The following is a 19,609-nucleotide window of genomic DNA, read 5'->3' as shown; positions in this document are numbered from 1 at the left end:
GTACGCCGTCGCGCCTCCGACGGAAACCGACGTGAGCCTGCCCAGCGGGTCGTAACCGTAAGTGATCTCGTCAGCGTATGCAGACGAAGCTACAGGCAACAGGCTGGCCACCGCGCCGGTACACGCAACCCGCCACATGTTTTTTAAAGCGCGTCGGTTTCGAAATAGACTGACCATCGATATCCCCAATTACAACACCCTGTAGTTTTGCTAACTACCTGGACGATATCGAAAGCTGAATTAGATTTATAGAAGACCGATCCTCAATTGGAATGGGAAACTTCCTGCCCCCCCCAAAAAAAACGAAAGGGCGCACCACCCAGTGCGCCCCTCGTCTCCCAGCTAATCGCGGTACTACAACATCAACGCCCACCAAACTCGAACCGCGCAAAAATCTCAAGCCTCCAGTTGCTCCAACACCTTCCCCTTGGTCTCGATACCAAGAAAATGCACCGCCACCGCCGCAAGAAACGGCACAGCCGCGAGGATATAGAACGCAACCTGCAAATTCCCACCGATCATCGTCTTCGACACGATAGCCGGCGCGAAGATCGCAGCCACCTTCAGCCACGCGCCGCCGACGCCACAACCCATCGCACGGATACTCGTCGGATACAGCTCCGGCGTATACACATAAGCGGTGATGAACCCGCACGCGAGGAAACCCAGTGAAAACGCGCAGCACGTCGCCACGACATACACCGACGAATCGTGGAACACACCCGCCAGCAGCAGCGAAATCGCGCAAGCGACAAACGACAGGTTAATGATCGGCTTACGCCCCACCTTGTCGACCAGCAACGCGCAAGTCAGCGAACCCACCACGCCGAGCACCGAAGCCGCCACCGCCAGATTCAGCGCGAGTTGCAGCGGCGCGTGATAAATCGTGCGATAGATCGTCGGCAACCACGTCGAAAGACCATATTGAATAAAGCCGCAGGTGATCCACAACATCGCCACGGCCAGCGTGCGCTTCAAATACGCCGGACCGAACAAGTCGCCCATGCGGCGTTTCGGATGACGATTAGCCATCGCCTCAAATTCAGCCGATTGCGTCACGGCCGGAAGCGGACCTTTGACCGCGCGTTCGAACGCATGCACCGCCACATCCGCGTCGGCCATCCGTTCACGTTCAGCGAGCCAGCGCGGCGATTCCGGCACGAGCTTGCGCAGCACGAAGAACAGAATCAACGGCATGCCACCGATAAAGTACATAGCTTGCCAGCCGAAACGCGGCACGATCCACGCACCCAATGCATTCGACGCAAGCAGACCGACCGGGAAAACGATTTCATACAGAAGCACGAAACGGCCACGGCCATGCGCACGGCTAATCTCGTTGATGTAAGTCGCGGCCACCGGCAATTCGCCACCAAGCCCAAGCCCTTGAATCACGCGCAACACGACGAACGCCGCGAACGTCGGCGCAAAACCGCACGCAATGCTGGTAATGCCGATGATCCCGGAACTCAGCGCGATCGCCTTCACGCGCCCCTTGCGCTCCGCATACCACGGAAAGACGAACGCGCCGATCAGTTGCCCGACCGAACCGGAGCCGATCAGAAAGCCGATTTCCCATGGCGTCAGATGCCACTTCGCGATCAGGATCGGCAACGTAGCCGCGATCGCGATCACGTCGAAGCCGTCGAAGAACGTCGCGAGACCGATCAGTATGCGCGCGCGCACCTGCATCGCATTCTTGGGCAAGCGCTCAAGACGCGCGATGATCGAGCCCCGGGTCACAGGGCCTGAGACACCGGCGCTGCTGCGGTCCCCCATGGTGTTGTCGATGGTTCTCATGCCGTTGTGCCGTCCGTAGATGTGGTTAGGCAAGCGCCGTTGAGGCGTCGGTCAGGGTGGCAAGGTCGATGGTCCGGCCTTGGTTCATCCATTTGCGCGACAGTTTCAGTTCGCGCGGCGTATTGATGGCGATCACACCGCGAATCGCGCTGTCTTCCAGATGGAACAGCGTGGCGCGTTTACCCGGCAAGTCGCCGCGCACGGCCAGTTGTGCATCGCCTGGAATGTCGCCGAGAATCTGCAGATTCACGTCGTACTGATCGGACCAGAACCACGGAATGTCCGCATACGGCTCGAAGGTGCCAAGCAACGCTTTCGCGGCGGCAATTGCCTGGTTCTGCGCATTGGCCCATGATTCGAGCCGCACGCGGCGCTTGAGCCAAGCGCTCGGATGGTTGGCGACGTCGCCGCACGCGAAAATACGTGGGTCGTCGGTGGCGCCGAAATGATCGACCACGATGCCGTCCTCCACCTTCACGCCCGCGGCTTCCGCCAACGCGGTGTGCGGTGTAAGACCGATGCCGGCCACCGCGAAATCGGCGTCGAGCGTCGAGCCGTCCGCGAACGTGGCGCGAATGCGATTAGCGTCGTTCGGATGATCTTTGAGCATCGTGAGCGAGGCGTTCAAACGCACGTCCACGCCGTTCGCGCGATGCAGATCGAGCAGGAACCCGGACACCATCGGCGGCAGCGAACGGGCGCAAAGACGCGGCGCACCTTCCACTACCGTCGCGTCGACGCCGAGCTTGCGCGCCGTGGCCGCGACTTCGAGACCTATCCAGCCGCCGCCCACCACCAGCACGCGCTTGCTGGCGCGCAGGCGTTCGCCGAGTGCGACGGCTTCGTCGAGCGTGCGCAGGTAGGCAATGTGCGAGGTCTTCACAAGCGACTCCGGCAACTTGCGCGCCGCGCCGCCCGTGGCAATCACCAGGCGGTCGTATTGCACTTCTCGTCCCGACTGCGTGCGCACGATGCGCTGCTCGCGATCAATCGAAGTCGCGCAATCCGGCTGCCACGCTTCGACGTTCAACGCATCGAAGTCGTCGGGCTTCACGAGCCGCACGGTGTCAATATCCGCTTCGCCCGCCAGCACCGCTTTCGACAGCGGCGGCCGTTCGTACGGCAAATGGACTTCGTCGGCGATCATCACGAGGCGTCCGTCGAAGCCTTCCTTGCGCAAGGTCTTCACGACCCAACCGGCCGCCTGACCACCGCCGATCACGACGATCGTGCGCGGTGCTTCGAGTCCGGCATGGGCGGCTTGCGCCTTTGCAGCAGCAGCGTCAGTCATTTTTACGCTCCGTCATGAACTTGCCTTCCGGCGCCTTCGCGTTTTTCTGGCGCCGCGTATTGCCGTCGATGCCGCCGTCGATCGCCCATTCGGCGAATACGGTCGGACCCGGTTCGAAATCGCGCGGCTGCCATTCGGGCGTGAGCTGGTCTTCGTCGGCGTAGTACTCGATCAGGCCGCCAGCCGGGTTCTGGAAGTACCAGAAGTAAGCGGACGACACCGGGTGACGCCCCGGCCCGAGTTGCGTGTCCCAGCCGCAGCGGCTGATATGCATGCCGCCGCCGAACACTTCGTGAATATCGCGCACGGTGAACGCGACGTGGTTCAGGCCGCGCTTACCGTTAGGCAACGCCAGCAGGAAAATGTCGTGATGGCCGCCGTGCGGCGCGCAGCGCATGAACGCGCCACGGCCCGGATAACGGTCCGACATTTCGAAGCCGAGCAGTTCCTGATAGAACTTTTCCTGCTCGGCGAGACGGTTCGTGAAGAACACCACGTGGCCCACTTCGACCGGCTCGGCGCGCTCGTAAATCGGCGACGGCTGATCGACGCGCAACGTCTGGCCCCACACATTCGACGGCGAACCATGAATGTCGAGCGCGCGCTTGCGGGTCACTTCGACGCGAATCGCCATGCCGTTCGGGTCGATGCAGCCGACGGCGTCGTCGGTTTCGAAATGGCCCGGCTGGCCGGCGAAGCGGCCGCGCAGTTCGTCGAGTTCGGCTTTGGTGGCCACGCCCCACGTCACTTCGCGCAGCGTCGGGCCTTCTTCAAATGCGGGCGGCAACGAGGGATCATTCGCGTTCACAGCGAGAATCGTGCAGCCGTTCAAAGTTTCAAAGCGCGCCTGGGTTTCGTCGTGCGCGACTTCCTTCAAGCCCCAATCGGCGAAAAACTGCCGACAGGTAGCGAGATCCGTCACGCCGTAAATAATCTGTTCAATGCCGAGAATCGTCATAACGTGCCTCTTGCGTATCTTGCGTATTAGTTCGCCCACGCCAGCGGCGCGTCGTTCAAGCCCCAGTAGAGGCTCTTCTGTTGCATGTATTCGCGGATGCCGAGCCGGCCTTTCTCGCGTCCCATGCCGCTCTCTTTCCAGCCGCTGAACGGCGTCGAAATCGAGAACAGCTTGTAGGTGTTGATCCAGATGGTGCCGGCTTCGAGCGCGCGGGCGATCCGGTAGGCGCGCTTGTAATCACGCGTCCAGATGCCCGCGGCGAGGCCGAACACGCTGTTGTTCGCTTCTTTCAGCAACGAGGCTTCGTCGTCGAACGGCATCGCAACCAGCACAGGACCGAAGATTTCTTCCTGGCAGATGCGGGCATTGTTGGTGAGGCCTTCGAGAATCGTCGGCTGGAAGTAGGTGCCGGCTTCGCGGCCATCGCCGACCGGGCGCTCGCCGCCGCACAGCAGGCGGCCGCCCTCTTCCAGGCCGAGCGCGACATAACGCTCGACGGTTTCGCGATGCGCCGCCGTAATCAACGGACCCATCTGTGTTTCGGAGCGCGACGGATCGCCCACGCGCAACTTGCGCGCGCCTTCCGCGAGACGCTTCATGAACGCGTCGTAGATCGAGCGCTGCACGAACAGGCGCGAACCCGCGATACACGCTTCGCCCGACGAACTGAAAATGCCGTACAGCACGCCGTTGACCGCGTGATCGAGGTCGGCGTCGTCGAACACGATAGTCGGTGACTTGCCGCCCAGTTCGAGCGAGACCGGCATCAGCTTGTCCGCCGCGATGCGCGCGATGCCGCGGCCCACTTCGGTGCCGCCCGTGAACGACACCTTCTTCACCAGCGGATGACGCACCAGCACGTCGCCGATCACCGAACCTTTGCCAGGCAACACGCTTAGAACGCCCTTCGGCACACCAGCCTCTTCGCAAATGCGCGCCAAGGCCAACGAGACCAAAGGCGTCACTTCAGCCGGCTTCAACACGACCGCGTTGCCACCTGCGAGCGCCGGCGCGAGTTTTTGCGCGTCGGAGGCAATCGGCGAATTCCACGGCGTAATTGCCGCGATCACGCCGATCGGCTCGTAGATGCTCATCGTCAGATAGTCGCCGCGCGAGGGCGTGACTTCTTCGTCGAGCGTTTCGAGGCAGGCAGCAAAATAACGGAACGTGTTCGCGGCGCTCGCCACCAGCACGCGCGTTTCGCCAATCGGCTTGCCGTTATCGCGACGCTGCAATTGCGCGAGCGCTTCGTGGCGCGCCATGATCAGATCGGCGATGCGGTACAGAATCAGCGCCCGTTGATGCGGCTTCAAACCCGACCAGTCCGCGCGGCGCCATGCGATATCCGCGGCTTCCACGGCATCGCGGGCATCGTCGGCACTAGCCGTCGAGATTTCCATGTTGACCGACTGATCCGCCGGATACAGGCTTGTGTACGGGTTGCCACGCCCTTGCCGCCAATCGCCGCCGATGAAAATATCGCCGGTGGGCACGAGGCTGGTATCGAAGTGAGTCATGTCGGTCATTCCAGTTTGCTTCAGCTATTCAACTGATGGCTTAAATCACGCAGCGTGCCGCGCGATTGCGTAGCGCACGGATCGCGCTATACGCTGTCAGTGCGGACGTCTTGGGGTTATCCGGCAGCGGCTTGCCGCACATTTCCAGCGACATCTCGCCGAATGCGCCGCGCGCCACGATGCGATGCACGTTGCGCGTCACGTTCGGATCGGCGATCAGCCGAACCGTGGTGTGGTCCAGTCCGAGGCCGGCCAGCGCGATCGTCGCGGCCACGTTGGCGTTCTTCGGATAGAGCCGCGCCGCTTCGCGTGCGCTGCCTTCGAAGATCACCTTCTCTTCATTCAGCGTGTGCAGATCGCAGAGCTGTTCCGCCGGCGTGCCGAGCCAACCCGTGGGCGGCTTGCGCCCGGTGTACAGCACTTCGTCGAGACCGCCGAGTTTGGCCGCGGCCAGCGCATCCACGCCGCCAATCGCGCCGGAGAGCAGCGTCAGCGTGGCGTCGCCTTCATCGGCGGCGGCGGACAGTGCGTCCAGGAGCATCATGTCGGACAGTGCGCCGATCGAGGCGACCGCGCAGTCCGTGCCCGCTTTCAGCAACGGCACCACGTGATCGACCAGCGCGCTATGTCCCGCGCATTCCAGCGCGAAATGCGGCTGGCTGCTCAATGCGGACACGGAGGCCACGACATCCACCGAGTCGCCCACTACTTCACGCACCGAAGCCATATGACGCTCCGGCACGATCACGTGCGACACGCGCACCGTCGGATCGGCGGCGACCGAGCGATACACTGCCTGGCCAATCGCGCCGAAGCCGATCATCGCGACGTCGACGGGTGCGTGATGCCCCGCGTAGCCCGCGTCACGCATGTTCCGGCTCCTGTTCCTTGACCGGCGGGCCGGCGAACGCGGTGGCGAACGAGCCGACCGACAACATGTCCACTTCGACCAGCACGGGACCAGTCTTCGCCATGCCTTCGCGAATGATCGCGTCGGCCTGGTCGAGCGATTTGATGCGATAGTGCGTGAGCTTCAGGCTCTCGCAGAACTGCGCGAAATCAGGCTGGTGCAGATCGACGTAGCAACGGCGGCCGCCGTATTGCGCGTCCTGAATGTTGCGGATCACGCCGTAGCACTGGTCGTTCATCAACACGATCATCACGTTGGCGTTTTCCTGCACGGCCGTCGCGAGTTCGCCGACGTTGACCATCAAACCGCCGTCGCCGACGAGGCACACAGTCTTCGCCGCGCTACCCGCGAGCGCCGCGCCGATGCCCATCTGCATACCTTGGCCGATGCCGCCGCCGAGCGCGTGAACGCCAGCGCGCGGCGAGAAAATCTTCAGCATGCGGTTGCCCCACGTGCTGTTCGAGATCGTGACGTCGCGCACCCAATTGTAGTCGCGGCCCACTGCTGCTTGCAGGGCGTCGACGAGACGCTTGTACGGGCCGAGGCCCTTGCCCACATCGGCGACGGCGCTTTCGCGTGCGGCGGCGAGATCCTGCGCGAATGTCGGATCGACCTTGATGCGGCCTTCGAGCAGCGTCGCCAGTTCTTCGAGTACGGCCGATGCATCGCCATGAATGAACATCTCGTTGCGATAGCCGCGGTTGTCGGCGAGCGCGTCGGCGTCGACGCGATACAGCGGTTGCGGCAACGCGAGCTTGTACTTCAGCGTTTCATTGCCACGCAGACGCGACCCGACCACCACCAGCGCGTCGCACGTCTTGTAGAAGCTCTCGACCGCCGTATGCACGTTGAACGCGCCGAGCGTCGCCGGATGATCTTCCGGCAGCACGCCACGGCCTTGCACGCTGGTGACGACGCCGAAGCCCAGTGCCACCAGACGCTCGACCGCCTGGGTCGCGTGACGCGTGCCCCCACCCAGCCACAGCAGCGGACGCTTCGCCGTGGCCAGCGAATCGGCGAGTTGCGCGACACGCTGCTTGCAATGCGTGAGCGTCGTGATGTGCGGCGCGGCCAGATCGACGGGCCATGCGACTTCGGCGGCCTGAATGTCGATGGGAATCTCGACGCTCACCGGGCCGCTCGGCGCGGTTTGCGCGACGCGCACGGCTTCGCGGATCGTCGGCAGCGCGGTTTCGACGGAACGCACGCGAAACGCGGCCTTCGAAATCGACGACAGCATCGACAGTTGGTCCGGTGCTTCGTGGATATACGCGAGGTCCTGATCGAGGTATTCGGTTTCGATCTGACCGGTGACATGCAGCAGTGCGGTGCCGGCGGTCAATGCTTCGACCATCGCGCCCGCTGCGTTGCCCGCCGCGGTGCCCGTGCTGGTGAACGCGACGCCGAGGCCGCCGGAGACACGCGCGAGGCCATCGGCCATGTTCACCGCGCCGGCTTCGCCGCGCGCGCCGACGTAGCGGATCTTGCCGCGGTTGTGGATCGCGTCGAGGATCGGCATGTTGTGGATCGAGATCACGCCGAATGCGGTTTGAACGCCGCATTGCTCGAGAAAGGCGGCGATCAGTTCGCCAACGGTGGTTTTGTTAGACATGTCGTGCAACGCCTCCAGAAACATCGATATGACTGCCCGTCGTATAGGACGACAGCGTCGTAGCCAGATAAAAGAGCGCTTGAGCGGCTTCTTCGGGGCGACCGAAGCGGCCTAGCGGAATGTTTTTATTGCGCGCCAGCTCGGCCGTCCAGTCTTCCCAGCTCTGGCCCGGCTGCGCTTCTTTCGCGTAACGGCGGCGCCATTGACCCGATTCGACGATGCCGATCAGAATCGAATTGACGCGGATGCGCTGCGGCGCGAGTTCCACCGCGAGCGACTTAAGCAGGTTCTGCACCCCGGCGCGCGCTGATGAGGTCGCCACCATGTGCGGCTCAGGTTGCAGTGCCAGCAGCGAGTTGACGCAGACCACCGACGGGTTCGCAGCGTCGCGCAGCATCGGCAGAAACGCGCGAGTCGGGCGGATCACGCTGAAGTACTTCAGGTCGAGTTCTTCGCGCCAGGCGTCGTCGGTGGTGTCGGCGAAAGTCGACACGCGGCCCTGGCCTGCGTTGTTAATCAGCATGTCGGTGCGGCCGAAGCGAGTCTGCACGGCTTCCGCGAAAGCTTTTACGTCCTCGGCGTCGAGCACGTCGCACCGGCGCGCGAGCAATTGCGCTTGGGGGAACTGCGCCTTCAGCGCGGTTTCCGCTTGCGCGAGACGTTCGCTGTCGCGGCCGCAGATCGCGACCGAGGCGCCCGCCCGCAGAAACAGTTCGGCGGTCGCGAGGCCGATGCCGGACGAACCGCCCGTCACCACCGCTACCTGTCCGGTCAAGTCGATTTGGATCATCAGAGCCCCAGTGCCTTCATGTATTTGCTGCCCGCATTCGGCCCACTCTTCGGCCGATAGTTGAGCCGCTGCGAAAGTTCGTCGGCCGCGCGGCGGACCTTGTCGATCAGGCCGCTGTCGAGCAGCGACGCGTCGATCTCGTGGCGCGGAATCGTCGTCGTGATCACGGCGACGATGCGGCCCGTGTCGTTGCGCACCGGTGCGCTCACCACCGAAATGCCGCGCTCGAACGACGACTCGCTGACCGCGAAACCGCGCCGCGCGTCATCGCGAATCCGTTCGTACAGGTCGTCAACGGTGATTGGCGTCTGCTTCGTGTAGCGCTCGAGTTCCGGCTCGGGGTAGAGCTTCTTCAGCTCGTCGAGCGTCATGTCGCCCATCAGCACCTGGCCGTGCGTCGTGGCATATGCCGGCAGACGCGTGCCCACGTTGACCTTCACCGAGCTGAAAATCGGCACGTGGCTTTGTGCCTTGGCGACGAACACGACATCGCGTCCATCGCGAATCACGATGTGACTCGTGAGACCCGTTTCGGTCCGCAACGCTTCGATGATCGGCAAACCGAGGTCGGTCAGTTCGAGCGAGCTCAGATATTCGAAACCGAGCCGCAGCACCGCGACACCGAGGCGATAGTTGCGGTCCTTGTCGGCACGCTCGAGAAAGCCGAGCGATTCAAGCGTTTGCAACAGACGGAACACCGTCGTGCGAGGAATCTTCAGGCGCTTGGATAATTCCGGTGCGCCGAGAACCGGCTCGCGTGGCGAGAACTCCGTGAGAATCTTCAGACCGCGTTCGAGACCCGGCACCCGATAGGCGGTGTCGCCGGTGGTGTCGTTGCCGGGGTCATTGCGGACTTCGTCCGCGTCGCGCTCGGCGTTAATCGTGTCGGGCGTCATTCATTGGCTCCGTTGTCCGTCGCATGTGCGACAGAACGTGTCGATGATCGCGGTGTACGCGGCGGGTGCTTCGATATAGCCGGCGTGACCCGCGCGAGGCACGACCTGCAGCTTGGTGCCCGCGGCCAGCGCGAGTCGCTCGCAGGCTTCGGGCGTGGTGATGGTGTCGTCAGCGCCGACGGCCACGTTGATGCGGCCTTTATGGCACGCGAGGGCGCCGGCGAGATCAGCGTTGGCGAGCAGATGCGTGGCTTGCGCATAGCCGTGCGGAATCACACGCGACATGTTCCAGCGCACCCATGCGCGCGCTTCCTCGCTCGCGTGAACGGACAACATATTGGTGCTGCGTTTTTCCGCGAGGCCTTGCGGGCCGAGTTCGTTCAGCGTCGCCAGACGCTGATCGCGCTTCGTGTTGCGCACTTCAGCCGACGCCGCGCCGTAGCCACCGGCCGGCGACAACAGCAGCAAACCGGCCACGCGCTGCGAATACTCAAAGGCAAACGCGCCGGCGATAATCGCACCGAGCGAATGGCCGAGCAGCACGCAGCGTTCGATGCTGAGTGCGTCGAGCCACTCTTTGAGCACGGCCGCGTAATCACTTGCCTCAGGCGATTCGGCCGCGACCGGACTGGATGCGCCATAACCCGGCGCATCCCACGCCAGCACGCGGCGCGTCGCACCGAGCCCTTCGAACTGCTGCACCCACGACGCCGCGCCCGAACCGATACCGTGCAGCAACACGAGCGGCAGCGCGCTGCTGTCGGCGCTATCCACTTCGCGATAGCTCACCGCGCGTTGCGAGGCCAGCCAGATCTGCTGCGCCGGAAAGCGCGCAAGGCGGGCTTCGAGCGTGGCGTGATGATCGGCGCTATCGGTGATAGGGGACGGGACTGCGGACATGATTTCCTTCGCGGGTGTTTTGAAACTGAAACGGAGGCTTAGCGCTTGAGCTTGGCCAGCGGCGAATCCGGCGGATACGTCGGCGTGATCGGCTTCGGCGAACCGAGCATCACGCACATCAACGCGTCTTCTTCGCCGACGTTGATTTCCGTGCGATATACGCCCGGCGGCACCGAAATCAGATCGCGTTCGCCAAGCACCGCTTCCCACGTTTCGCCGTCTTTCTCGCAGATCACTTTCATCTTGCCGCGCAGCACGAAGAAAATTTCTTCGACATCCATATGAATATGGCTCGGACCGATGTTGCCGGCCGGGATCACCATCGTCGAGAACGTGAAGCCACCTGCGGGCACCGTGTTCATGTCTTTCGCGACGCCCGTGCCGCCGGTGCCGACATAGCGCATTTGCGCGCGGCGATACTTCGGGTCGTAGTCGGCCTGGAACTTCAGCGCGTCCCAGTCATAGCGACGCGTTTCCAGGCGCGCGACGCGCGTGTCCAACCATTGGGCAAAGCTCGCGTCCGCGGGTTGATCCCACGATTTGCGTTCGATATCGGCGTCCGCCATCTCTTTCTCCTTTCGATTCGACAAGATCAATTCATCACGAAGCCGCCGTTGACCGGCAGCAATTGGCCGGTCACGAAGCGAGCGGCATCGGATAACAGGAACAGCACCGGCCCGGTGACGTCGTCGGGCACTTGTGCGCGCGTGAGCGCGCGGCCTTGCAGGTAATACTCGTGACGCTCGGCGGGCACGTAGGCGGTCGCCTCGACTTCGGTCAGTCCAGGCGCGATCGCGTTGACCGTCACCTGATGCGCGCCGAATTCACGCGCCAGCGAGCGGGTCATCGAAATCACGGCGCCCTTGCTGGCGACATAAGCGAGCAGCTTCGGCGCGCCCCACATCGCCGTGTCCGACGCGATGTTGACGATGCTGCCGCGGCCCGAGTCGCGCAGATACGGCAGGGCGGCGGTGCTCATCAGCCAGGTGCCACGCACGTTGACGTTCATCACGGCGTCCCACGTATCGACGGACAACTCGTCGGCGAACTTGCCGCCGGAGTTGGTGATCGCCGCGTTGTTGATCAGGGCGTCGAGACCGCCGAGTTGCGCTGCGCCCTGTTCCGCGAATTGCTTGATGCTCGCGGGGTCGGCGAGATCGAGCGGCAAGTAAGTGGCCGCGTGACCTTGCTCGACGAGCGATGCTGCGAGCGCCTTGCCTTCTTCGTGCAGCACGTCGCCGAACACCACGCGCGCGCCAGCCTGCACCAGCGAGCGCACGAATGCCGCGCCGAGACCACGCGCGCCGCCCGTCACGAGGACGCGCCGGCCGTTGAGCGCTAAGGACGCGTCGTTATGCATGGCTGTGGCCTGCTTCCGCCGTTTGCGCTGAGCCTGTCTTCTCCGCCTCAGCACGATGCGCTTCCAGTGCGGCGAAGTCCTGCTGCGCGCGCTGGCGCAACATGCGGCGCACACGCGTCATGCCAACGTCGTGCTGATACAGGAACTCGTGATTGCGCGCGTTCGGTGCCATGCTTTCCAGCACGTAGCGGTCTTGCTCCAGCACGGCCCAATGCAGGCCTTCCAGGCGGTTGCGATACAGGAAGCGCCATGCGTCGCGCTGCCAGCCCGACACCTTGCGAGTGCGCCAGAAGTAAACCTGACAGTTGTCGCCGTCGACCGGCGTTGCGAAGCCGATGATTCCGAAGTTGCCGCCCGGGCCGAACTTCTTCTTGTACGGAATCGCGAGGCGCATCCACAGCGTTCCGGTTTCGCCGAGTTCCACCCAGTCGAAATTCACGTCGCGCTGGCCGACCTTTTCGAACATCAAACCGGTTTCGGTCTTGCGCACGCGCATGTCGGCCTGCTTGTCGCCTTCGGCCATCGAGTGCGAGGTCGCGTGCAGATAGGCGCCGTGCATCGGGTCCATCACGTTGTCGATCGCGTACTGGTAATTGCACTTCCAGTTCGACATGCACAGGAAGCTCGCGTATTCCTCGCCAACCAACTCTTCCGGCAACACGAGCGGCGTGGGTTCCTTATGCGCTTCGTCGCCGAACCACAGGAAGATCGCGCCAGCATGCTCTTCGACCGGATACGACTTCACGCACTTCTGGCCTTCCAGCGGGCAGTTCGACACGGCCGGCACTTTGGTGACTTCGCCGCTGCCATCGATTTCAATGCCGTGATACCAGCACGCGACGCTGCCGCCGAGATTCCAGCCGAGCGACAGCCGCGCGCCGCGGTGCGGACAGCGGTCTTCGAGCGCGCGGACTTGGCCTTCCTTGTCGCGCCACAGCACGATCTGGTCGCCGAGGCGCGTGATGCCGACGGGCGCGTCGCCGACTTGCCAGCTCGGTGCAACGGGATACCAGTAGTTGCGCAGGCCTTTGTCCAGATAGGACTGGATCGGGTCGGCCGCGCCTTGCGTTGTATTGGGGGACGTCATGAAGAGACTCCGGATACGGATGCGATGAACGTGTTCGGGAAAGCGCGCTTATTCGGCGAGCAGGCGGAATTCGGCGGCGAGGCGGTCGGCGTTCCACGTACTGCCTTCCGGCGTGCGGAAGCCGACGCGGTTCAATCCGTCGACCACTTCCTGCAACTCCACCGCGCCCGCTTCGAAGACTTTTTCGAGCGCATCGCCGAAGTCGTTTTCGTACTGGGTCGGCTCGGCCTTACGCGTTTGCCAGATGAAGTTCTCGGTCTCGCCCGGCTTTTCGATCACGCCCTTGCCGGCGACGTTGTTCGGCTGCGGCGCGAGCCACGGCTTCAGGAAGGGATTGAAGTTCACGATTTGCTCTCGCATGTCATTCCACCTTGATCTGGATTTCTTCGCCGGCGAGACGCACCGAGTACATCTTCAGGTCGCGGCCACCGGGCTCTTTCAAGCATTTGCCGGTCGGGATATGGAACACGGCTTCGTGCAGCGGGCACTCGACGGTGTCGCCGTCGATAAAGCCCTGCGTCAGCAACGCGTACGCATGGGGGCAGACGTTTTCCAGCGCGTACAGCGCATCGCCCACCTTGTAGATGCCGATTTCGGTGCCGTCGAGCTTGAACTCGAGCGGCGCGTCATCGGACAGGTCGCCGGCATGGCCGGCGCAGCGCCATTGTTCAGTCATTTCTCGCCTTCTCCTGAAGCTCTATGTTCCATATAAGGAACATCAGTTCGTGTATGGATAATTATAGGAGCGGCTTCGACCAGAGAAAATAAAAATCTGGACTGGTAGGGGAAAACACCGAGTGTGGCGCTCGCAACACAACGTTGCGTGAACCGGCGCGAACGCGCGCGGTGCTTGTTGAGCCTTGTCAGGCTTGGGTTTGAGCAATATTTCCCGACACACCCGGCGACCCTTATGCGGGTTTGTACGGGGTCCGAAAATTTATTTTGACCACTTTCAGACTCACTATACTTTTCCATAGGCGATACAGACGCCCATAGGTGGAACATAAAGCGTAGCAGTTTTGGCGCATAAACCCCAGAGCTGCATTCAACCCAAAGCAAGGATCAGGGACGACGAATCTGGCGAGAGCTACCCGTCGCGTGATCAGGAGAACCAACGGTGAAGCACATCATTGCGGCCGGCTTGACGGCAATCTGCGCAACGACAGGCGCATGGGCGCAGAGCAGTGTGACGCTATACGGCAGCCTGGATGCCGGTGTCGCGTATATCAGCAATGTAGGCGGCCATTCGAAGTGGATGGAAGAACAGGGCAACATGCAGCCTGACCGCTGGGGCCTGAAGGGCGTGGAAGATCTGGGCGGCGGCCTGAAGACAGTCTTCCAGTTGGAAAACGGCTTCTATACGAACACCGGCGCGTTCGCTAAACCCGGCGTGCTGTTCAATCGCCAAGCTTTTGTCGGATTGAGTTCAGACGCGATAGGAACGGTGACACTCGGTCATCAGACGCCGTTCAGCTTCGACGTGTTGGGTCCGCTGAGCACGGCTTATCTGGCCGCCAGTTGGTACGCGTTTCACCCGGGCAATATCGACGAACTCGCCGACACCGGTGTGGTGCCGTTCGACAATTCGGTGAAATTCCGCTCGGCGAGTTTCAGCGGCTTCCAGGTCGGCGCAATGATGGGTCTCGGCAACACGACCAATTTCTCGACCGGCAAGACACTGAGCTTTGCGCTTAGCTATGCGAACGGTCCGTTCAAGGCTGGCGCGACGTATGCGAACGAGCACAATCGCACGCCGTCGATCGTCACAACGGGCATCACCAACTTCCAGGGCGTGGCTGCGGCCAATTACACCGCGGACAAGGTCGAGAACATGGGCGCGGGCGCGTCATACCAGTTCGGCAAGCTGCTGGTGCACGGTCTGTACACGCGCGTGAAGCTGGAGTCGGGCGGACACTCGGACACGTATCAGAGCTACGACGTCGGAGCGAATTATCAGTTCACGCCATTCAACAGCGTGGCCGGCGGCGCTGCCACGACGACGCTGGCGGGACATCGCTGGACGCAGTTCGAGATCGGCGATATCTACGCGCTGTCGAAGTCGACGCAGTTGTACGTCAACGCGCTGTATGAGCGCGCCGGTTCAAACACGGATGCGGCGTTCTTTACGGCGGGTGTATCGAGTGGACGGAACCAGACGATCATTCTGACCGGCATCCATCACTCGTTCTGAGGTTCTGCTGGGAATGCTGGGACTGTGATCTGAAGCGGATAGTCCGGCTGTGAACGCAGCCGGACCATCGCTGAAGTGAATGCTGAAATAGAAGGAAGCGGAATCAGCCCGCCGCTACCTGCTTGCGGCGAGCCTGAATCGCAGTCGGATCGTCCGGACGCGGCCGGTAGCTGAGTCGCTCGGACAGTTCGAGCGCCGCCTGGCAAACCGCGATGATGAGCGGCTCGCGCTCTTCGGCTTCGCCGATATCCGAACGTGGAATCGTGACAGTCAACGCCGCCGCGATCTTGCCGCTCTGGTCACGCACCGGCGCGCTCACCACCGAAATACCCCGCTCGAACGACGCTTCGCTCAACGCATAACCGAGCGCCGCGCTTTCGCGCACTCTTCCATACAGTTCTTCGACGGTGGCCGGTGTGCGTTCGGTGAAACGTTCGAGTTGCGGCTCCGGATACAACTGACGCAATTCCTCGAAGCTCAGATCGCCCATCAACACCTGACCGTGGACCGTCGCATGCGCCGGCAAACGCGTGCCGACATGCACCTTCACCGAGCTGAACATCGGCGCATGGGTTTGCGCCTTGGCGACGAACACCACGTCGCGCTGATCGCGGATCAGCAGATGCGTGCTCAGACCGGTCGCATCGCGCAGGCGTTCGAGAATCGGCGTGCCGACATCGGTCAATTCGAGCGAGCTCAGATATTCGAAGCCGAGCCTCAACACCGCGACGCTCAGGCGGAAATAGCGGTCGCCGTTGACGCGCTCGAGAAAGCCGAGCGCTTCCAGTGTCTGCAATAAACGGAACGTGGTGGTGCGCGGAATGCCAATGCGCTTGGACAATTCGGGCGCGCCGAGCACCGGCTCACGCGCGCTGAATTCCGCCAGAATGCGCAGGCCGCGCTCGAGGCCCGGCACGAGATAAGTCGATCCGCCGGCGCTCTCTTCGTCGGTGGAATCCGGGGACTCGGCGTCGTTCGCCTGGGCCGGCGGCAACGCGTCGTCCTGCGAAATCGAGATTGCCGCACCGCGTGGCTTGGCGTGCTTGCGTCCCGCTCCTGTCTGCTCTTCTTTTGCCATCTTGGCTGCCGTTTCTGCTGTTCATCAAGGTCAGATCAGCATGATAGCGCGTGGCGCGCGCCGCCTTCATCGCCTTCGCGATTTCTTGCGCGACGCCGTGGCCGCAAGCGTGCGATCGTCGACCATCGCGAAGCGTATGCGGTGCGCGGAATCGTGGTTAACCATGTCAATTGCTGCACCGCCACCGTTTAACGCGGTGCTATGCTTTCAAGCGGTCCATTGCGCGAGGCCTCGCCGCCGCGCATTCGCTCCGCCCAAGCGTCCGGAGGCCACGCCCATGTCCGATTCCATTCAGATTCAGGTTGCCGACTCGCACCTCTATCCGGGCTGCGCGGTGCGCATCACGCACTTGCCCGAGCCGGCCCGGGGGGCAGCCGCCGTCGTCGAATTCGCGGATGGTTCCGGCGCCAATGCCACCTGCCACCGCCGAGCGCTCGACGAGCTCGAATTGATGGTCGACCGCTATGCCACGCAAAAGCGTCACCCCGTCGACACGCGGCACTGGCTTCTGCTTGCCGTCGACGCCACGCATCACAGTTGGCGCGTGAAGCGCCGGCTGCCCTAGTCTGCATCTTTCGCCGCTTCGAATCCGCAACCGGTGCCGCGCGCACGCCGCTCCGAGCGGCGCTCTAGCGTCCGTCACAGCCACTTCGGAACCTACCGATGACCGATCACGACTCCACCCTGCCGCCGAACGCCAACAACGCCGATAACGCCCCCGACGACCCAGAACGCCGCCGAGTCCTTACCGGCCTGGCAGCGGTCGGTATCGGACTGGCGCTAACGGGCTGCAAAACCGACCAAAGCATGTCGAGCACTGGCGCACCGCGCAGCGCCGCCGACCTGCGCCTCGACGCCGCGCTCCACGATCAGGTGAAGCACATCGTGGTGATCTACGCGGAGAACCGCAGCTTCGCGAACCTGTACGGCAATTTCCCCGGCGTCCAGCATCCGCTCGATGCCGTGAGCGCCGAGCGCTATCTGCAACTCGATCGCGACGGCAAGACGCCGCTGCCGCGCTTGCCGGCCATCTGGGGCGGCCTCGTGCCGCAAGCGCAGGAAGTGGACGGCAAGCGCTACATGATCGGCCAGAAGGATATCGTCAACCTGCACAACCGACCTTTCCATATCACCGACGCGCAGGGCGCGCCGCTGCCGACCGGCGTGATCACGCGCGATCTCGTGCATCGCTTCTATCAGAATCAGATGCAGATCAACGCCGGCCGCAATAACCAGTTCGCCGCATGGGGCGATTCCGGCGGCCTGGTGATGGGGCACTACCGTAATTCCGCCGACACACTGCGTCTGTGGAATCTCGCGCAGCAGTACACACTGTGTGACAACTTTTTCATGGCGGCCTTCGGCGGCTCGTGGCTGAACCACATCTTTCTGATCTCGGCGCAGGCACCGTTCTATCCCGACATCCAGAACAGCCCGGCGAAGAAGATGGTGTCGGTGGTCGACGGTGACGATCCGACCGGCACGCGGTTGAAGCAGTCGGAGGAGTCGCCCGCGTCCGCACTCGACGGCCCGCCGAAATTCGTCAACGACGGCGCGTTCACCGCCGACGGCTACGCCGTCAACACCATGGCGCCGCCGTATCAGCCGAGCAACGTGCGGCCGGCCGAAGGCGGCAATCCAGCCTTCGCGGACCTGTCGAATCCGCGCGTGCTACCGCCGCAGAATTACGCGACGATCGGCGACCGTTTGACGGACAAGGGTGTCGACTGGGCGTGGTACAGCGGCGCCTGGCAGTACGCGTTGGAGCATCAGGATACGGGCGCGGTACCCGACTTCCAGTATCACCACCAGCCGTTCAACTACTTCGCCAATTACGCGCCGGGCACGGCGACACGGCGCAAGTATCTGCGCGATGGCGGCCTCGGCAACGACGCGTCGACCAACCATCTGATCGCGGATATCGATGCAGGGCGCTTACCGACAGTCGCGTTCTACAAGCCGCAAGGCGATCTGAACATGCACGCGGGTTACGCGGACGTCGAATCGGGCGACCGTCACATTGCGACGGTGATCGAGCATATTCAACGCGGGCCGCAGTGGGCGAATACGGTCGTGATCGTCACCGTCGACGAGAACGGCGGCTGGTGGGACCACGTATCGCCGCCGAAGGGCGATCGCTGGGGTCCGGGCTCGCGGATTCCCGCGCTGGTGATATCGCCGCTGGCGAAGAAGGGCTACGTCGATCACACGGTGTACGACACCAATTCGATTCTTCGACTGATCAGCCGTGTGCATGGCCTCGCGCCGCTCGACGGCGTGGTGGCACGCGATCGGGCATTTGCGAGCAACGGGCTCGCGCCGCTGGGGGATTTGACAGCGCCGTTGGATCTGGCTTGAACGTTTGAGAATTCGAGAGTTCGTGAGAGTTGAAACGCCGGCAGCCGCCCCGCCGGCGTTTCGACGCGAACTACTGCGCCGCGCCATGCAGCTTGGCGATCACCGCATCTGAAATCTGCTGAGCCGTCTTCTTGATCGTCTTCTTCTCGTCGCCGCTCGCCATCACGAACTTGGCGGCGATCACGTAAGGATTCAGTTTGATGGCCGCGCCCGGCATGCCCTTGCTGTCGGCTTCGTCGACGGCCTGATACAGCGGCGGCAGATCAGGCGCCCCGAGGCTGTCGCACGACACCGCCACCTGGATGTCGTTCTGGCCCGCGCCGAATCCCACCATGGCGCGCCTGAGGCGATTGCCGTCGTCGACGCTCAGAAACACGCCGCGCACTTGCCAACCGACAGTCGGCAACGGCTGACCCGGCGCACTGCGGCGCGCATCGACGCCAGCCTTTTTCAGATCGTCCGTCAGCGCGTCCGCCATTTCGTCCACGATGTGTTTGGCGTGGTCCTGCGGATTCTTGTCCTGTCCCATTGGTCCCGGTCCGCTCGGGAGCAAACCGCGCAGGCGGCGCACGCGTTGGCCGGGTCCGCTGTCCGGCGTCACGTTCGCGACGTCCAGATCGAAGTCGGTTACATAGACGATCGGCACCGGCGCGGTGAACGGTGCGCTGTCCGCCGCGGCGCTGACGGCGGCCACCGTGCTCAGGCATCCTGCCATCACCGCGCATTGCACAAATCGATGCAGCATGGCGTGCCTCCGCGAACGTCAACAGGACGCGGCTATCGTACAACCGTATGCATCGGGCGTCCGTTTTTTCGTGCCGATCGTCATACGTTTTGCCTTGCATAACACGCTTTGCGGCG

Annotated in this window: 19 protein-coding genes; 3 read left to right on the top strand and 16 right to left on the bottom strand. The window is 62.9% G+C overall.

All coding sequences use genetic code 11. The features are described 5' to 3' along the window. Positions 1-396 precede the first annotated feature (396 nt). Genes PQR42_RS40750 through PQR42_RS40685 form a run of 14 tightly spaced genes read right to left on the bottom strand, consistent with a single transcriptional unit; the run spans position 397 to position 13,797 of the window. Positions 397-1,800 carry an MFS transporter gene (locus PQR42_RS40750; RefSeq protein ID WP_408213753.1) on the bottom strand — a complete coding sequence of 468 codons (1,404 nt, stop codon included), beginning with the start codon at positions 1,798-1,800 and terminating at the stop codon, positions 397-399. 25 nt (positions 1,801-1,825) lie between these two features. After that, positions 1,826-3,091 (bottom strand): NAD(P)/FAD-dependent oxidoreductase, encoded by a 1,266-nt coding sequence (locus tag PQR42_RS40745; RefSeq protein ID WP_408389149.1) that lies wholly within the window; start codon positions 3,089-3,091, stop codon positions 1,826-1,828. After that, positions 3,084-4,049 (bottom strand): VOC family protein, encoded by a 966-nt coding sequence (locus PQR42_RS40740; protein WP_408213747.1) that lies wholly within the window; start codon positions 4,047-4,049, stop codon positions 3,084-3,086. Before PQR42_RS40740 ends, PQR42_RS40745 begins: the two co-directional genes overlap by 8 nt. Positions 4,050-4,075: 26 nt before the next feature. Further along, positions 4,076-5,566 carry an aldehyde dehydrogenase gene (locus PQR42_RS40735; protein ID WP_408389289.1) on the bottom strand — a complete coding sequence of 497 codons (1,491 nt, stop codon included), beginning with the start codon at positions 5,564-5,566 and terminating at the stop codon, positions 4,076-4,078. Positions 5,567-5,606: 40 nt separating this feature from the next. Next, positions 5,607-6,437, bottom strand: coding sequence for an aspartate dehydrogenase (locus PQR42_RS40730; RefSeq protein WP_408389151.1), 831 nt, complete (start codon positions 6,435-6,437; stop codon positions 5,607-5,609). Continuing rightward, the gene (locus PQR42_RS40725; protein ID WP_408389153.1) at positions 6,430-8,088 is read right to left on the bottom strand and encodes a thiamine pyrophosphate-binding protein; all 1,659 of its coding nucleotides are present in this window, start codon (positions 8,086-8,088) and stop codon (positions 6,430-6,432) included. Before PQR42_RS40725 ends, PQR42_RS40730 begins: the two co-directional genes overlap by 8 nt. Next, on the bottom strand, positions 8,081-8,878 hold the full coding sequence (locus PQR42_RS40720; RefSeq protein ID WP_408389155.1) for an SDR family oxidoreductase: 798 nt from the start codon (positions 8,876-8,878) through the stop codon (positions 8,081-8,083). The genes PQR42_RS40725 and PQR42_RS40720 overlap by 8 nt, the downstream gene beginning before the upstream one ends. Then, the gene (locus PQR42_RS40715) at positions 8,878-9,774 is read right to left on the bottom strand and encodes an IclR family transcriptional regulator (protein ID WP_408389157.1); all 897 of its coding nucleotides are present in this window, start codon (positions 9,772-9,774) and stop codon (positions 8,878-8,880) included. The genes PQR42_RS40720 and PQR42_RS40715 overlap by 1 nt, the downstream gene beginning before the upstream one ends. Continuing rightward, on the bottom strand, positions 9,775-10,674 hold the full coding sequence (locus tag PQR42_RS40710) for an alpha/beta fold hydrolase (RefSeq protein ID WP_408389159.1): 900 nt from the start codon (positions 10,672-10,674) through the stop codon (positions 9,775-9,777). Positions 10,675-10,712: 38 nt separating this feature from the next. Then, positions 10,713-11,240, bottom strand: a complete 528-nt coding sequence (locus PQR42_RS40705) for a cupin domain-containing protein (protein ID WP_408177558.1) — start codon at positions 11,238-11,240, stop codon at positions 10,713-10,715. Positions 11,241-11,266: 26 nt separating this feature from the next. Next, positions 11,267-12,034, bottom strand: a complete 768-nt coding sequence (locus PQR42_RS40700; RefSeq protein WP_408389161.1) for an SDR family oxidoreductase — start codon at positions 12,032-12,034, stop codon at positions 11,267-11,269. Beyond that, entirely contained in the window at positions 12,027-13,121 is a 1,095-nt protein-coding gene (locus PQR42_RS40695; RefSeq protein WP_408213729.1) for an aromatic ring-hydroxylating dioxygenase subunit alpha, read from the bottom strand. The genes PQR42_RS40700 and PQR42_RS40695 overlap by 8 nt, the downstream gene beginning before the upstream one ends. 48 nt (positions 13,122-13,169) lie before the next feature. Then, positions 13,170-13,481, bottom strand: coding sequence for a recombinase-like helix-turn-helix domain-containing protein (locus PQR42_RS40690; protein ID WP_408177561.1), 312 nt, complete (start codon positions 13,479-13,481; stop codon positions 13,170-13,172). A gap of 1 nt (position 13,482) precedes the next feature. Continuing rightward, on the bottom strand, positions 13,483-13,797 hold the full coding sequence (locus PQR42_RS40685; protein WP_091805463.1) for a non-heme iron oxygenase ferredoxin subunit: 315 nt from the start codon (positions 13,795-13,797) through the stop codon (positions 13,483-13,485). Positions 13,798-14,238: 441 nt separating this feature from the next. Between PQR42_RS40685 and PQR42_RS40680 the strand changes: the two genes are divergently transcribed. After that, complete coding sequence (locus PQR42_RS40680) at positions 14,239-15,312, top strand: porin (protein ID WP_408213725.1); 1,074 nt, start codon at positions 14,239-14,241, stop codon at positions 15,310-15,312. Between the two features lie 103 nt (positions 15,313-15,415). On the opposite strand, the gene PQR42_RS40675 is transcribed toward PQR42_RS40680, so the two are convergent. Further along, positions 15,416-16,390: an IclR family transcriptional regulator gene (locus tag PQR42_RS40675; RefSeq protein ID WP_408389163.1), complete on the bottom strand. Its 975-nt coding sequence runs from the start codon at positions 16,388-16,390 to the stop codon at positions 15,416-15,418. Positions 16,391-16,667: 277 nt separating this feature from the next. Here PQR42_RS40675 and PQR42_RS40670 point away from each other — a divergent pair, with 277 nt between their 5' ends. Together PQR42_RS40670 and PQR42_RS40665 are read left to right on the top strand one after the other, a co-directional pair. Beyond that, positions 16,668-16,955 carry a hypothetical protein gene (locus PQR42_RS40670; protein WP_408213719.1) on the top strand — a complete coding sequence of 96 codons (288 nt, stop codon included), beginning with the start codon at positions 16,668-16,670 and terminating at the stop codon, positions 16,953-16,955. Between the two features lie 98 nt (positions 16,956-17,053). After that, the gene (locus PQR42_RS40665) at positions 17,054-18,748 is read left to right on the top strand and encodes an acid phosphatase (protein WP_408389165.1); all 1,695 of its coding nucleotides are present in this window, start codon (positions 17,054-17,056) and stop codon (positions 18,746-18,748) included. Positions 18,749-18,818: 70 nt separating this feature from the next. Here the strand turns inward: PQR42_RS40665 and PQR42_RS40660 are convergent, their stop codons facing one another. Then, positions 18,819-19,493, bottom strand: coding sequence for a DUF4410 domain-containing protein (locus PQR42_RS40660; protein WP_408389167.1), 675 nt, complete (start codon positions 19,491-19,493; stop codon positions 18,819-18,821). Between the last annotated feature and the right edge of the window lie 116 nt (positions 19,494-19,609).

The organism is Paraburkholderia sediminicola, from assembly GCF_046027355.1.
Taxonomy (GTDB): domain Bacteria; phylum Pseudomonadota; class Gammaproteobacteria; order Burkholderiales; family Burkholderiaceae; genus Paraburkholderia; species Paraburkholderia sediminicola_B.
Note: the sequence above shows the minus strand (reverse complement) of the source record. Positions and strands in the feature narration are given on the sequence as shown.